This window comes from Streptomyces sp. NPDC028308, assembly GCF_055565855.1.
This window is the reverse complement of the sequence record NZ_JBVHTO010000010.1, coordinates 154,321-168,203: the sequence shown is the minus strand read 5'-3', so window position 1 is coordinate 168,203 and position 13,883 is coordinate 154,321. Positions and strand designations below refer to the sequence as shown.

Annotated in this window: 10 protein-coding genes; 8 read left to right on the top strand and 2 right to left on the bottom strand. The window is 72.7% G+C overall.

What is annotated here, in order from left to right; all coding sequences use genetic code 11:
- Nucleotides 1-79 precede the first annotated feature (79 nt).
- Together ACZ4VA_RS23805 and ACZ4VA_RS23800 are read right to left on the bottom strand one after the other, a co-directional pair.
- Nucleotides 80-1,708, bottom strand: coding sequence for a penicillin-binding transpeptidase domain-containing protein (locus tag ACZ4VA_RS23805; RefSeq protein WP_468082475.1), 1,629 nt, complete (start codon nucleotides 1,706-1,708; stop codon nucleotides 80-82).
- A gap of 75 nt (nucleotides 1,709-1,783) precedes the next feature.
- Entirely contained in the window at nucleotides 1,784-3,523 is a 1,740-nt protein-coding gene (locus ACZ4VA_RS23800; RefSeq protein WP_452920789.1) for a dolichyl-phosphate-mannose--protein mannosyltransferase, read from the bottom strand.
- Between the two features lie 62 nt (nucleotides 3,524-3,585).
- On the opposite strand from ACZ4VA_RS23800, the gene rsmI reads away from it, so the two are divergent.
- From rsmI to ACZ4VA_RS23760, 8 genes are all read left to right on the top strand, one after another.
- Entirely contained in the window at nucleotides 3,586-4,443 is an 858-nt protein-coding gene (gene rsmI, locus ACZ4VA_RS23795) for a 16S rRNA (cytidine(1402)-2'-O)-methyltransferase (protein WP_355793438.1), read from the top strand.
- A 228-nt stretch (nucleotides 4,444-4,671) separates the two neighbouring features.
- Nucleotides 4,672-5,100, top strand: coding sequence for a hypothetical protein (locus ACZ4VA_RS23790; protein WP_355793440.1), 429 nt, complete (start codon nucleotides 4,672-4,674; stop codon nucleotides 5,098-5,100).
- 51 nt (nucleotides 5,101-5,151) lie between these two features.
- Nucleotides 5,152-6,021: a TatD family hydrolase gene (locus tag ACZ4VA_RS23785; protein ID WP_355793442.1), complete on the top strand. Its 870-nt coding sequence runs from the start codon at nucleotides 5,152-5,154 to the stop codon at nucleotides 6,019-6,021.
- Between the two features lie 133 nt (nucleotides 6,022-6,154).
- Entirely contained in the window at nucleotides 6,155-7,591 is a 1,437-nt protein-coding gene (locus ACZ4VA_RS23780; protein ID WP_468082474.1) for a ubiquitin-like domain-containing protein, read from the top strand.
- Between the two features lie 481 nt (nucleotides 7,592-8,072).
- Nucleotides 8,073-9,005, top strand: a complete 933-nt coding sequence (rsmA, locus tag ACZ4VA_RS23775) for a 16S rRNA (adenine(1518)-N(6)/adenine(1519)-N(6))-dimethyltransferase RsmA (RefSeq protein ID WP_356163980.1) — start codon at nucleotides 8,073-8,075, stop codon at nucleotides 9,003-9,005.
- Entirely contained in the window at nucleotides 9,002-9,895 is an 894-nt protein-coding gene (locus ACZ4VA_RS23770; RefSeq protein WP_468082473.1) for a 4-(cytidine 5'-diphospho)-2-C-methyl-D-erythritol kinase, read from the top strand. Before rsmA ends, ACZ4VA_RS23770 begins: the two co-directional genes overlap by 4 nt.
- A gap of 70 nt (nucleotides 9,896-9,965) precedes the next feature.
- Nucleotides 9,966-11,771, top strand: a complete 1,806-nt coding sequence (locus ACZ4VA_RS23765) for an ABC-F family ATP-binding cassette domain-containing protein (protein ID WP_355786226.1) — start codon at nucleotides 9,966-9,968, stop codon at nucleotides 11,769-11,771.
- Nucleotides 11,772-11,972: 201 nt separating this feature from the next.
- Nucleotides 11,973-13,838, top strand: coding sequence for an outer membrane protein assembly factor BamB family protein (locus tag ACZ4VA_RS23760; RefSeq protein ID WP_468082472.1), 1,866 nt, complete (start codon nucleotides 11,973-11,975; stop codon nucleotides 13,836-13,838).
- Nucleotides 13,839-13,883: the final 45 nt, after the last annotated feature.

Genomic DNA, 13,883 nt, shown 5'->3' with positions numbered 1-13,883 from the left:
TGGTTCCCCTGATGCCCCGCTGCCCTCGCGTGCTCAACGAGGGGCACCGTCCCGGGGTCCCGGTGCGGCCGGTGTGACTTCAGCCGCTCGTTCTTAGCACATCCGCGACGATGGGCCCGGCCGCGTCCCCTCCGTGGCCGCCCTCCTCGGTCATCGCGGCGACCGCCATGTCGCCCCGGAACCCGGTGAACCAGCTGTTGGACCGCGCCTGGCCGTCGACCTCGGCGGAGCCGGTCTTGGCGCCGATGTCGCCGCCGAGCCCCGCCATCGCCCGCGCACCGGTGCCCTGCGTCGCGGTCAGCCGCATCATCTGCTTCAGCTGCGCCCCGGTCCCGCTCGACAGGCCGCGTGCCGTGGCGAGTTCGCGGCCGTCGAGCTTCGGTGAGACGAGGTAGGGCTGGTGGAACGAGCCCGTGACGACGGTCGCGGTGACGGACGCCATGTTCAGCGGGCTCATCTGGACCTGACCCTGGCCGATCGCGTTGGCCGCGCGGTCCGGGCCGCCGGACTCGGGGATCCGGCCGTCGAAGGAGATGATCCCCGTCTTCCAGTCGTCCCGGCCGAGTCCGAACCGCTCCCGCGCCTCCGTGGTCAGCGACGCGTCGGTGAGCGGCTTCTCGTCGACGAGCTTCACGAAGGCGGTGTTGCACGAACGCATGAAGCTGTTCGCGAGCGTGGCCTTCCCGTTGGGCGCCATGCCCTTGAGGTTGTGGAAGGTCTGGCTCTGCCACACGGCGGTGTCCGTGCAGGGCGCCGGGCCGTTCATCGAGGTCACGCCGTTGTCGATGAGCATCGCCGCGGTGATGATCTTCATGGTGGAGCCGGGGGCGAGCCGGCCCTCGAAGGCCGCGTTGAACGCGTCCTTGCGGTGGTTGGCGACCGCCAGCACCTCACCCGTGCTGGGCTTGACCGCCACCACGGACGACTCGGCGTACCCCTCGACGGCCCGCTCGGCGGCCGCCTGCGCGCTCGCGCTGATGGTGGTGCGCAACCTGCCCGGCCGGCCCTTGGCGAGGGTCACCAGCGTCTTGTCGCCCGCGTTCTCGTCCGCGTGCCGGATGGCGAGCTCGATGCCCGGTGTGCCGCCCGCCTTGTCGCCGTACCGGCCGCGCAGGGCGTCCAGGATCGGGCCGAGCGAGGGGTACTTGCCCTCGGTCAGGACAACGTTGTTCCGGTCCACGGCCTGGATCGGCGCGCTCGCCGCCTCGCCGGTCACCAGCGTGTCCCCCTCGACGAGGTCGGGGTGGACGACGGAGGGCTTCCAGCCGACCAGCGCCTTGCCGGTGGTGACCCCGCGCACGACGGTCAGCTCGGAGTCGTACGACAGCGGCTTGCTCTTCCCCCGGTACCGCACCGTCGCCCGGACCGAGTACGGCACGGTCGTCCCGGACGGCGTGCCCGCATTGATCCGCACGCCGGTCAGATGGGCGTCGTCGCGGTAGGCGGCGAGCAGCGGCTCGGCGGAACCGGAGTCGTTCGTGTACGCCGCCGCCTCGGCCGCGTCGCCCTTCTCCCAGGCGGCGAAGAACTTCTCCGTGGTCTCCTCGACCTCGTCGCCGTCGGGCGTCCCGGTCCGCACGGGCGCGGGACCGCCCGCCGTGCCGTCCCCGCTGATGGCGGTCACCACGTTGTAGGCGCCGTACCCGGCACCGCCCACCATCACCGCGAACACCCCGCCGACGACGGCGGCCTTGACCCCCTTGCGCATGGCGCGCTCCCTCCCCGTAAGCGGTTGCACTCTAAGCCGGGGGAGTGACGGGAGGGGAGGGTGTTTCCCCGATTGTTAGACCCAGGTATCCAGCCACATACGTGACCGCCAGTCGTCGATCGGGATCGCCGTGCCCGTGTAGATCGGCCAGAAGTAGATGAAGTTCCAGGCGATCAGGAGGACCAGGACGCCCGCGGCGGCGGCGCCCGCCACGCGGCGGCGTTCGCCTGAGCCCGGGGGGCCGAGGATCGCGCCGACGAGCATGGCGACGGCCAGGCAGAGGAACGGGACGAAGACGACGGCGTAGAAGAAGAAGATCGTCCGCTCCTGGTACAGGAACCAGGGCAGGTACCCGGCGGCGACGGCGCAGGCGATCGCGCCCGCCCGCCAGTCGCGGCGGAACGCCCAGCGCCACAGCACGTACAGCAGCGCGAAGCACGCCGCCCACCACAGCAGCGGGGTGCCGAGCGCCAGCACCTCGCGGGCGCACTTCCCGCCGGCGTCGGCCGGGCAGCCGTCCTTGCCGGGCGCCGGGGACTCGTAGAAGTACGAGACGGGGCGGCCGGTGACGAGCCAGCTCCACGGGTTCGACTGGTAGGTGTGCGGGGACGACAGGCCGACGTGGAAGTCGTAGACCTCGTGCTCGTAGTGCCACAGGCTGCGCAGCCAGTCGGGCAGCACGGTCCAGTTGCCGCCCTTGCCGTCGGTCGCGGCCCAGTTGCGGAAGTAGCCGCCGCTGCCGTCGGCCGGGGAGAGGATCCAGCCGGTCCAGGACGCCAGGTAGACGGCGACGGCGACCGGCACCGTGGCCAGGAAGGTGAGACCGGTGTCGCGCAGCAGGGCCGCCGAGTACGGGTGGCGGGCGCCCGCCACCCGGCGCGAGGCGACGTCCCACAGGACCGCCATCACGCAGAACGCGGCCAGGACGTACAGGCCGTTCCACTTCGTGCCGATGGCCAGGCCCAGCATCACACCCGCACCCCAGCGCCAGGGCCGCAGGCCCAGCCGGGTGGTCTCGGCGACGTGCGCGTCGGGCCGCGCCACGCCGTCCGCGTCGAGCGGCAGCGCCGCCGCGAGCCGCATGCGGGCCTTGTCGCGGTCGACGACCAGGCAGCCGAAGGCGCCCAGCACGAAGAACATCAGCACGCCGTCGAGCAGCGAGGTGCGGCTCATCACGAAGTGCAGCCCGTCCACCGCCATCAGCGCGCCCGCCAGGCACCCGAGGAACGTCGAGCGGAAGAGCCGCCGGCCGATCCGGCACAGCATCAGCACGGACAGCGTGCCGAGCAGCGCCGTCATGAAGCGCCAGCCGAACGGGTCGAAGCCGAACAGCATCTCGCCGAGCCCGATGACGTACTTGCCGACCGGCGGGTGCACGACGTACGCGGCGTCGGTGGGGATCGACACGTGGCCGTTGCCCTGGAGGATCAGGTCGTTGGCGTCCTTGGCCCAGTTGACCTCGTACCCGCGGTGGACCAGCGCCCAGGCGTCCTTCGCGTAGTACGTCTCGTCGAATATCACCGCCTTGGGGCTGCCGAGGTTCCAGAACCGCAGCACCCCGGCCAGCAGGGTCACGAGCAGCGGACCGCCCCACCCCGACCAGCGCGCGAGGCGGTCGCCGGTCTCCCGGCGCACCCCGATCGCGGGCCAGAACCGGGCGCCGGGTTCCGCGTAGGGCGGCACGAGGCGGTCGCGGACATCGCTTCGGGGCCCGGCCGAGTAGCCGAAGCGCCGCAGCCGGTGCTGCCACGACGGCCGCTGCTCTTCGGTGGCCCGGCCCTGCCGGGTGTCCGTGGAGGACGCGGTACTGGTCACCGCGCCATCGTAGGGAACGTCTCTGTGGGAGTCCCGTCCCTGGGCCCTGCGAGGATGGAAACGTGACAGGAACCCTTGTACTGGCAGGCACCCCCATCGGCGACGTGAGCGACGCCCCGCCGCGGCTCGCGCACGAGCTGGCGACCGCGGACGTCGTGGCCGCCGAGGACACCCGGCGGCTGCGCAGGCTCGCACAGGCGCTGGACGCGCTGCCGACCGGGCGCGTCGTCTCGTACTTCGAGGGGAACGAGGCGGCCCGCACCCCGGAGCTGGTCGAGGCGCTGGTCGGCGGTGCCCGGGTGCTGCTGGTGACCGACGCGGGGATGCCGTCCGTGTCCGACCCCGGCTACCGGCTGGTCGCCGCCGCCGTCGAGAAGGACATCAAGGTCACCGCCGTGCCGGGCCCCTCCGCGGTGCTCACCGCGCTCGCGCTGTCCGGGCTGCCCGTCGACCGGTTCTGCTTCGAGGGCTTCCTGCCGCGCAAGGCGGGCGAACGCCTGTCGCGGCTCAAGGACGTCGCCGAGGAGCGCCGCACCCTCGTCTACTTCGAGGCACCGCATCGCCTCGACGACACCCTAGCCGCGATGGCCGAGGTGTTCGGCGAGGGCCGCCGCGCCGCCGTCTGCCGGGAGCTGACGAAGACGTACGAGGAGGTCAGGCGCGGCCCGCTGGCGGAGCTGGCCGCCTGGGCCGCCGAGGGCGTGCGCGGCGAGATCACCGTGGTCGTGGAGGGGGCGCCGGAGAAGGGCGCCGGTGACCTGGACGCCGCCGAGCTGGTGCGCAGGGTGCGGGTGCGCGAGGAGGCGGGGGAGCGCCGCAAGGAGGCGATCGCCGCCGTGGCCGCCGATGCCGGGATTCCCAAACGCGAGGTCTTCGATGCCGTGGTGGCGGCAAAGAACGCGGCGCAGAGCGCCCCATAGGAGGGCAAAGGACTATCGTGAAAGGCAAAGCTCGGACGGGTTCCGGGGGCGTTCCGGCAAGGAACGGCCAAGACGCCTCCAACACTCGACAGGTCTGATGCTTTCGCGCCGGGAGAAGCGTCCACTGGTCGAAGGGACGCACCCGTCCCTCGCCTCCGGTGGGACGCAGGGGAGCCGCGCTCCCTTCCCGTGACGGAGGCGCTTGTCCAGCGGACAAGAGGAGCTGGAATGAGTGAGATCGCCGGGCGGACCGGCGGCCACCGCACCCCGGGGGCCGACGTCGTCCACGAGTCGTACGCCTTCGCCTGCATGCGCTGCGGGCACGGCTGGGAGCAGTCCTACGAGATCGAGCACCACCGCGACGCCGACGGCGCCGCGTTCGTGACGTACGTCGCCGACGGCCTGGTGGTGCCCTCGCCGCTGAGCCGGCCCACCTGCGTGAACTGCGACGCCCACGTGGTGCGCATCATGCGCGCTGGACAGGTGTCCTCCGTACTGGCCTCCATGCGGCGCGCGCAGCCGCCCGCGCTGCCCCAGCAGGCCGGGCAGGAGCCCGCCGGACCCGAGCGGGGCCCGGAGCACGGCCCGGAGCACAAGGACCACCACTGGCACCTCTCGGACCTGCTGCACCCGTTCCAGCACCGCAGGGCGAGCTGATCCGCCGACCGTGACGAGAGGGCGGGCATGCCCCCTTCGTAGGATCGGGGCATGCCTTCCAACGCCGAAGCCCCACCCCTGCCGGAGCCGCTGCGCGTCGCGGTCGCCGACTCGCACACCCACCTCGACATGCAGTCCGGCACGGTCGAGGAAGGCCTCGCCAAGGCCGCGTCGGTCGGGGTGACGACGGTCGTCCAGGTCGGCTGCGACCTGAAGGGCTCCCGCTGGGCGGCCGAGACCGCGCAGAAGTACGACGCGGTGCACGCGACCGTGGCCCTGCACCCCAACGAGGCGCCCCGCATCGTGCACGGGGACCCCGACGGGTGGTCCCGGCAGGGGGCAAGGGCCCCCGGCGGCGACGCCGCGCTGGACGAGGCGCTCGCCGAGATCGACCGGCTGGCCGCCCTGCCCCACGTCAAGGGCGTCGGCGAGACCGGACTCGACTACTTCCGCACCGGACCCGAGGGCAAGGACGCCCAGGAGCGGTCCTTCCGTGCGCACATCGAGATCGCCAAGCGGCACGGCAAGGCCCTGGTCATCCACGACCGCGACGCCCACGCCGACGTGCTGCGCGTCCTCGACGAGGAGGGCGCCCCCGAGCGGACCGTGTTCCACTGCTACTCCGGCGACGCGGAGATGGCCGAGGTCTGCGGCCGGGCCGGGTACTTCATGTCCTTCGCCGGCAACATGACCTTCAAGAACGCCCAGCCGCTGCGCGACGCGCTCGCCGTGGCCCCGCTGGAGCTGCTCCTGGTGGAGACCGACGCGCCGTTCCTGACCCCGGCGCCGTACCGCGGACGGCCCAACGCCCCGTATCTCGTTCCGGTGACCGTCCGTGCGATGGCCGCCGTCCGGGGCATCGACGAGGACGCGCTGGCGACGGCACTGGCCGCGAACACGGCCCGCGCGTTCGATTACTGACCCATAACGCTTCCAGGGGCTTTCCCGGGGTCCCGCCTTGGGGGAGTGTCGCGACACTGCGTAGCCGCGTTGCTTTGGAGAGTGACGGCCACTCCGCTAGGTTCTGGTCGCCCGATCCCCCTGGAGCGTCGTCGTGAGCAACTCGCAGTACGAGACGTACGGCCCGGCCGGTCCCGGCCCGGTCACCTATGACCCGCCGGTGCCGTACGACGTCCATGACCCGTACGGTGCCCCGACGCTGCCCTACGACGTGCACGCCGGGCCCGGCGGCCGGACCCTGCTCGACGCCGTCGGCGGCCCGGCCGGGAGCCGGGCGGACACCTACCGGCCCGCCTACGAGGAGCCGACGCTGCCCCGGCAGGCGTACCCGGAGGGCGGGTTCGCGGAGTACCCGACCGTCCCCGCCCCCGTCGTACCGCCGCCCGGCGGACGGGCCCAGGCGCGCCGCGCCGGCCGCCGCAGACGCACCGCCGCCAGGCCCGACCCGCTGCGCCGGCTGCTTCCGCAGGCCCTGGTCGTGGCGTTCCTGGCGGGCGGCACCAGCGCCTTCGTCGCCGAGGACAAGGCGATCGAGCTCAGCGTCGACGGCAAGCCGCGCACGCTGCACACCTTCGCGGACGACGTGAGCGAACTGCTCGCGGACCAGGGGGTCGACGTCGGCGCCCACGACATCGTGGCGCCCGCCCCCGGCACCGAGCTGGCCAGCGGCGACGAGGTCACCGTCCGCTACGGGCGGCCCGTGCACCTCACCCTCGACGGGCAGCGGCACACGGTGTGGACGACCGCGCGCACCGTGGACGGCGCGCTCCGCCAACTCGGGGTCCGCGCGGAGGGCGCGTACCTGTCGGCCTCGCTCTCCCGGCGGATCGGCCGGGACGGACTGGCCCTGGACGTCCGCACCGAGCGGACCGTCACGATCATGGCGGACGGGCGGGCCCGGACGATCCGCACGAACGCCGCGAGCGTCCGGGAGGCCGTAGCGGAGGCCGGCATCACCCTGCACGGCCAGGACACCACCTCCGTGGCGCCGGGCAGCTTCCCGCGGGACGGGCAGACCGTCACCGTCATGCGGATCACCGGGACCAAGGAGGTCCGCGAGGAGCCGATCCCCTTCGCGGTGGAGCGGACGCAGGACCCGTCCCTGTTCCGGGGCACGGAGGTGGTCGAGCGGGCCGGGCGGACGGGGACCCGCCGGGTCACGTACGCCCTGCGCACGGTGAACGGCGTCCGGCAGAAGCCGCGGCGGCTGCGGACCGAGGTGGTGCGGGAGCCGCTGACGCAGGTGGTGAAGGTGGGGACGAAGGCGCCGCCGATGTCGGTCGCCGGGGCCGACCACCTCGACTGGTCCGGGCTCGCGGCGTGCGAGTCGGGGGGCCGGCCGGGGGCGGTCGACGCGTCCGGGACGTACGGCGGGCTCTACCAGTTCGACACCCGCACGTGGCAGAGCCTCGGCGGGGCCGGGCGGCCTCAGGACGCTCCCGCGGCGGAGCAGACGTTCCGGGCGAAGAAGCTGTACGTGCGGCGTGGGGCCAGTCCGTGGCCCCACTGCGGCGCGCGCCTGCACGGCTGAGGCCGGTCGGTCTCCGGGGCTGTGCCCCGAAGCCCGGGGTGCGGTGTCCTCAATCGCCGGACGGGCTCCATCATCTTCCGGGCCTCGGCTGTCCGGTTGCCGTTCCCGCCCTTGACCGCCTTCGCGGCCGGGGCCGGCTCGTACCCTCGGTGCGCGCTGACGCGCCTGTCCTCAATCGCCGGACGGGCTCGAATTTTTCTCCGGGCCCTGGCTGTCGGGCGAACCCTCGGTGTGAGTCGCTGCGCTTGTCCTCAATCGCCGGACGGGCTCAGATTTTCCCGGCTGTCCGGCGAAGCCTCGGTGTGAGTCGCTGCGCTTGTCGTCAATCGCCGGACGGGCTCAGATTTTCCCGGCTGTCCGGCGAAGCCTCGGTGTGCGTCGCCGCGCTTGTCCTCGATCGCCGGACGGGCTCAGATTTTCCTCCGGCCCAGGCTCGGACGGGGTGGGCGGGGTGGGGGTCGGTCACCCGTACCCTTGGTGCGTGAGCAGCCCCACCCCCGACGCCCTCCTGGGCCCCGCCGACATCCGCGAACTCGCGGCCGTCCTCGGCGTGCGGCCCACCAAGCAGCGCGGCCAGAACTTTGTGATCGACGCGAACACCGTGCGGCGGATCGTGCGGACCGCCGGTGTGCGCCCCGACGACGTGGTCGTCGAGGTCGGGCCCGGGCTCGGGTCGCTGACCCTGGGTCTGCTGGAGGCCGCCGACCGGGTCGTCGCCGTCGAGATCGACGACGTGCTCGCGAGCGCGCTGCCCGCGACCGTCGAGGCGCGCATGCCGGAGCGGGCCGAGCGGTTCTCGCTCGTGCACTCCGACGCCATGCACGTGACCGAGCTGCCGGGCCCCGCGCCCACCGCCCTCGTCGCGAACCTGCCGTACAACGTCGCCGTGCCCGTGCTGCTGCACATGCTGGAGGCCTTCCCGACCATCGAGCGCACGCTCGTGATGGTGCAGGCGGAGGTCGCCGACCGGCTCGCGGCGCCGCCCGGCTCGAAGGTGTACGGCGTACCGTCCGTGAAGGCCAACTGGTACGCCGAGGTCAAGCGCGCCGGGGCCATCGGGCGCAACGTCTTCTGGCCGGCGCCGAACGTCGACAGCGGGCTGGTGTCGCTGGTGCGGCGGACCGAGCCCCTGAAGACCACGGCCTCCCGGCGCGAGGTGTTCGCCGTCGTCGACGCCGCGTTCGCGCAGCGCCGCAAGACCCTGCGGGCGGCGCTCGCCGGGTGGGCGGGGTCCGCCCCGGCCGCCGAGGCCGCGCTCGTCGCCGCGGGTGTCTCCCCGCAGGCCCGCGGGGAGGCGCTGACGGTCGAGGAGTTCGTCCGCATCGCGGAGCACCGCGCCGCCGCGGACGGCACACAGCCGGCGGACGCCGGGCACGGCGAGCACACCGAGAAGAAGGAGCCCAGGGCATCGTGACGGTGACGGTACGCGTCCCGGCCAAGGTCAACGTCCAGCTCGCGGTGGGCCCCGCCCGCCCCGACGGCTTCCACGACCTGGCCAACGTCTTCCTGGCGGTCGGGCTGTACGACGAGGTGACGGCCACCCCCGCCGACGAGCTGCGCGTCACCTGCTCCGGCCCGGACGCCGCGCAGGTGCCCCTGGACGCCACCAACCTGGCGGCCCGCGCGGCCCTCGCGCTCGCCGGACGGTACGGGCGCACGGCCGGCGTCCACCTCCACATCGCCAAGGACATCCCCGTCGCGGGCGGCATGGCGGGCGGCAGCGCGGACGCCGCCGGCGCGCTCCTGGCCTGCGACGCGCTGTGGGGCACCGGCGCCCCGCGCGAGGAACTGCTCGACATCTGCGCCGAGTTGGGCAGCGACGTGCCGTTCAGCCTGGTGGGCGGGGCGGCCCTCGGCACCGGCCGGGGCGAGCGGCTGCGGACACTGGACGTCGGCGGGACCTTCCACTGGGTCTTCGCCGTCGCCGAGGGCGGGCTCTCCACGCCCGCCGTGTACCGGGAGTTCGACCGGCTCACCGCGCACGTCACGGTTCCCGGGCCCGCCGCCTCCCAGGACCTCCTCGACGCCCTGGCCAAGGGCGACCCGGCGGCCCTCGCGGCAGCCGTCTCCAACGACCTCCAGCCGGCCGCGCTCTCCCTGTTCCCGGCGCTCGCGGACACCCTGGACGCCGGACGCACCGCGGGCTCCCTCGCCGCGCTGGTCTCCGGGTCGGGGCCGACGACCGCCTTCCTCGCCCGGGACGCCGCATCCGCCCGGGAGATCGCGGACGCGCTGCTCGCCTCGGGCACCTGCCGGACCGCGCGCGTCACCGAGGGCCCCGCACCCGGCGCCACCCTGCTCTGAGACCGCGGCCCGGGCGACGACGGGCCCGGACTACCCTTGAGGGTCGATCGTCCCCCTTGTCAGGAGAGAAATGGCCGTCAATCTGGTCAATGTCGAGTCCGTCAGCAAGGTGTACGGAACCCGTGCCCTGCTCGACGGAGTCTCCCTCGGCGTGTCCGAAGGGGACAGGATCGGCGTGGTCGGCCGCAACGGCGACGGCAAGACCACCCTGATCCGGCTGCTCGCCAAGCTGGAGGAGGCGGACACCGGCCGGGTCACGCACTCCGGCGGCCTGCACCTCGGGGTGCTCACCCAGCACGACTCCCTCGACCCCGCGGCGACCGTCCGGCACGAGGTCATCCGGGACATGGCCGACCACGAGTGGGCGGGCAACGCCAAGATCCGCGACGTGCTCACCGGCCTCTTCGGCGGCCTGGACCTGCCCGGCTTCCCGCAGGGCCTCGACACCGTGATCGGCCCGCTCTCCGGCGGCGAGCGGCGGCGCATCGCGCTGGCCAAGCTGCTCATCGAGGAGCAGGACCTGATCATCCTGGACGAGCCCACCAACCACCTCGACGTGGAGGGCATCGCCTGGCTGGCGAAGCACCTGCGCGAGCGTCGCTCGGCGCTGGTGTGCGTCACCCACGACCGGTGGTTCCTCGACCAGGTCGCCACCCGCATGTGGGACGTGCAGAAGGGCGCCGTCTACGAGTACGAGGGCGGCTACTCCGACTACGTCTTCGCGCGGGCCGAGCGCGAGCGCATCGCCGCCACCGAGGAGACCAAGCGCCAGAACCTGGTGCGCAAGGAGCTGGCGTGGCTGCGCCGGGGCGCCCCGGCCCGTACGTCCAAGCCGCGCTTCCGGGTCGAGGCCGCGAACGAGCTGATCGCGGACGTGCCGCCGCCGCGGGACACCAGCGAGCTGATGAAGTTCGCCTCCTCGCGGCTCGGCAAGACCGTCTTCGACCTGAAGGACGTGACCGTCCAGGCGGGGCCCAAGCTGCTGCTCAAGCACCTGACCTGGCAGCTCGGTCCGGGTGACCGGATCGGCCTGGTCGGGGTGAACGGCGCGGGCAAGACCTCCCTCCTGCGGGCCATGGCCGAGGCCGCCCGCAGCGACGGCGAGAAGCAGCCCGCGGCCGGCCGGATCGCCACGGGCAAGACCGTCAAGCTCGCCTACCTGTCGCAGGAGGTCGCAGAACTCGACCCCACCTGGCGGGTGCTGCAGGCCGTGCAGGCGGTGCGCGACCGGGTCGACCTCGGCAAGGGCCGGGAGATGACGGCGGGGCAGCTCTGCGAGACGTTCGGCTTCAGCAAGGAGAAGCAGTGGACGCCCGTCGGCGACCTGTCCGGCGGTGAGCGGCGCCGGCTCCAGCTGCTGCGGCTGCTGATGGACGAGCCCAACGTCCTGTTTCTCGACGAGCCCACCAACGACCTGGACATCGAGACGCTCACGCAGCTGGAGGACGTCCTCGACGGCTGGCCCGGGTCGATGGTCGTGATCTCCCACGACCGGTTCTTCATCGAGCGGACCACCGACAAGGTGTACGCGCTGCTGGGCGACGCCACGCTGCGGATGCTGCCGCGCGGCATCGACGAGTACCTGGAGCGGCGCCACGCCATGGAGGAGGCCGCCGCGGCCGCCGTCCTCGCCGCCGCCCCGGCCCCGGCCAGGTCCGCCTCGTCCGCGGACGCCCGCGCCGCGAAGAAGGAACTGCAGAAGATCGAGCGGCAGTTGGACAAGATCTCCGACAAGGAGACCAAGCTGCACGCCCGGATCGCCGAGAACGCCACGGACTTCTCGAAGGTCGCCGGACTGGACGCGGAGCTGCGGGAGTTGGCCGGTGAGCGCGAGGAACTCGAACTGCGCTGGCTGGAGCTCGCCGAGGACGCGTAGCACTCCGCCGGGCGGGGTGAAGAGCGCGTGAAGGCGCGTAACGAGGGCATCACGGGCCGGTCCTCCCTTGGGAACAGGGGATGGACCGGCCCCTTGTTCGAGGGCTGCGCAGTGATAGAAAGGGCCGTCTGAAGACAGTCTGAGAACCACTCCAGTGCGCGACCGCGGGTGGCTAAAAATCAGTGAAGAGGGGGAGCGCTGATGACTCAGCCGCCCAACGAGCCGCCCAAGGGCGGCTCGGGAGCACCGCACGACCAGCCGACCCAGATCGCCTTCGGGGCGCCGCAGGACCCGCGGCAGGGAGCGACACCCCCGCCGCCGGCGCAGCCGCCCCAGGCCCCGCCCGCCCCGCCGGCCGGCGGACCTCCGCAGGCACCGCAGCCCGGCTACGGCTACCCGCAGCAGCCCGGCCCGTACGCCCAGCCGGGCCCGTACACCCCGCCGCAGCAGCCCGGCCCCTACGGCCAGCCGCCGCAGACCGGTCCCTACGGACAGCCCCAGCAGCCGGGCCCGTACGGGCAGCCGCAGCAGCCAGGACCGTACGCGCAGCCGGGTCCCTACGGGCAGCCGCCGCAGCCCGGTCACGGCTACCCGCAGGCGCAGTTCCCCGGCGGCCCGGTGCCCCCGCCGCCCGGCGGCGGCTCGCGGAACCCCTTCAAGGGCAGGCCCGCGGTGATCATCGGTGCCGCGGTCGCCGCGCTCCTCGTCGTGGGCGGCACCGTGCTGGCCGTCTCCGGCGACGACGGCGACGACAAGAAGCCCGTCGCGAAGAAGAGCCAGGACGACAAGCCCACCCAGTCCGCCCCGGTCAACGAGGGCGACGGCAGCGGCGACGGCGGCGAGGACCCGGACAACCTCAACGAGGGCCGCCAGGACGGCGATTCGAAGGTCCTCTGGTACAAGGAGGCGCCCGACGCCCCCGGTTCCGGCGCGGACGCCCCCGGCATGTGGATCACCGACAAGTCGGCGGTGAAGGCGGCCTACAAGCAGCTCTTCGCGTACGGCGTCGGCGACGGCAAGCCCGCCTGGGAGATCACGTTCCCGCAGAAGATCTGCGCGGCCACCCCGCAGAAGACGTCGGACGACAAGATCGTCGTCGCGTACAAGAGCGGCGCGAGCGACAGCGCCAAGTGCAACCAGCTCCAGCAGGTCGACCTCACCACCGGCAAGAAGGGCTGGACCGGGAAGGTCGCCGACGGCGGTCTCTTCGACAGCGCCCTGTCGGTCGAACTGACCCTGTCCGGCGACACGTTGATGGTCGGCCGCTCGCAGTCCGGCACCGCCTACGACGTGTCCTCCGGCAAGAAGCTGTGGGACAAGGAGAAGTACGGCACGGCCTGCTTCCCGACCGCGTTCGCCGGCGGCAGCAAGCTGATCTCGGTCTCCTCCTGCGGCGCCAGTACCTCCAACCAGCACGACGAGGTGCAGGAGCTGGACCCGGCCACGGGCAAGGTCAGGTGGACGCAGAAGGTCACCAAGGGATGGCAGGTCGCCCGGACGTACTCCGTCGAGCCCGTCGTCCTCTACCTGACCAACAAGGACAAGAAGCAGTGGAACATCTCCACGCTGAAGAACAACGGGACGATCCGCTCGCAGGTCGACGTCGACGAGTCGTTCGCGCCGGAGTGCGGCTGGGCCATCCTCAACCGTGACCTCCAGGGCTGCACCGGTGTCGCGGCCGACGCCAACACCCTCTACCTGCCCACCGAGGTGAAGAGCGGCCCGAACGAGATCGTCGCGATCAGCCTGGAGAGCGGCAAGGAGAAGTGGCGCGTCAAGTCGCCCACGGACCAGACGATGCTGCCGCTGAAGCTCGACGGCGGCGACCTCGTCGCGTACGTCGAGCCGTCGTACGACGCGGGAGGGCGCATCGTGTCCGTCCCGACCGGCGGCAGCTCCCACAAGACGACCGTGCTGCTCCAGAACCCGCAGGGCGCCGCGGACGTCGAGAACGGCTTCTACTCGAAGGCACTCGACTACGTGGACGGGCGCTTCTACCTCTCCACGACCCGGCTGACGGGCAACGACGAGTCGAAGGAGAAGCTGATGCTGGCCTACGGCAAGTGACCGTCGGCCCGCGCAGAACGATCCTCCCCGCCGCCCCCGTGCGCC

Excerpts from the sequence above, each read along its gene's own strand:
- ACZ4VA_RS23805 (WP_468082475.1), bottom strand. The coding sequence starts at position 1,708 with ATGCGCAAGGGGGTCAAGGCCGCCGTCGTCGGCGGGGTGTTCGCGGTG.
- ACZ4VA_RS23790 (WP_355793440.1), top strand. The coding sequence starts at position 4,672 with ATGAGTGAGATCGCCGGGCGGACCGGCGGCCACCGCACCCCGGGGGCC.
- ACZ4VA_RS23785 (WP_355793442.1), top strand. The coding sequence starts at position 5,152 with ATGCCTTCCAACGCCGAAGCCCCACCCCTGCCGGAGCCGCTGCGCGTC.
- ACZ4VA_RS23765 (WP_355786226.1), top strand. The coding sequence starts at position 9,966 with ATGGCCGTCAATCTGGTCAATGTCGAGTCCGTCAGCAAGGTGTACGGA.
- ACZ4VA_RS23760 (WP_468082472.1), top strand. The coding sequence starts at position 11,973 with ATGACTCAGCCGCCCAACGAGCCGCCCAAGGGCGGCTCGGGAGCACCG.